Here is a 266-nt window from a genome sequence, read left to right on the forward strand (position 1 = left end):
TTAGTTTCGGATTTATCAGTTTGATAAGGTCGTTAACAGGGATGGTTGCGTGCTTTTTGATGAGTTCGCGCAGGTTACTCAAGAACAACAGCGTGTTGGATTTACTCGGTTTAATGAGCAATTTTCCTTTGTACTTCCTATGATTGAACCCTAAGAAGTCAAAACCATTGCTGATGTGGGTAATATGCGTTTTCTCTTCGGAGAGTGTTAAGCCTCTTTCCGCTAAGAAATCAGCGATCAACGGTTTGATATCGTTCTCGAGCACT

1 pseudogene is annotated in these 266 nt (G+C 41.4%); it reads right to left on the reverse strand.

The features are described 5' to 3' along the window. Positions 1-266 (reverse strand): annotated as a pseudogene (locus H5125_RS21920) (group II intron reverse transcriptase/maturase); the annotation flags it as partial.

The sequence above is a fragment of the Shewanella sp. SR44-4 genome (assembly GCF_014163715.1).
Lineage (GTDB): Bacteria > Pseudomonadota > Gammaproteobacteria > Enterobacterales > Shewanellaceae > Shewanella.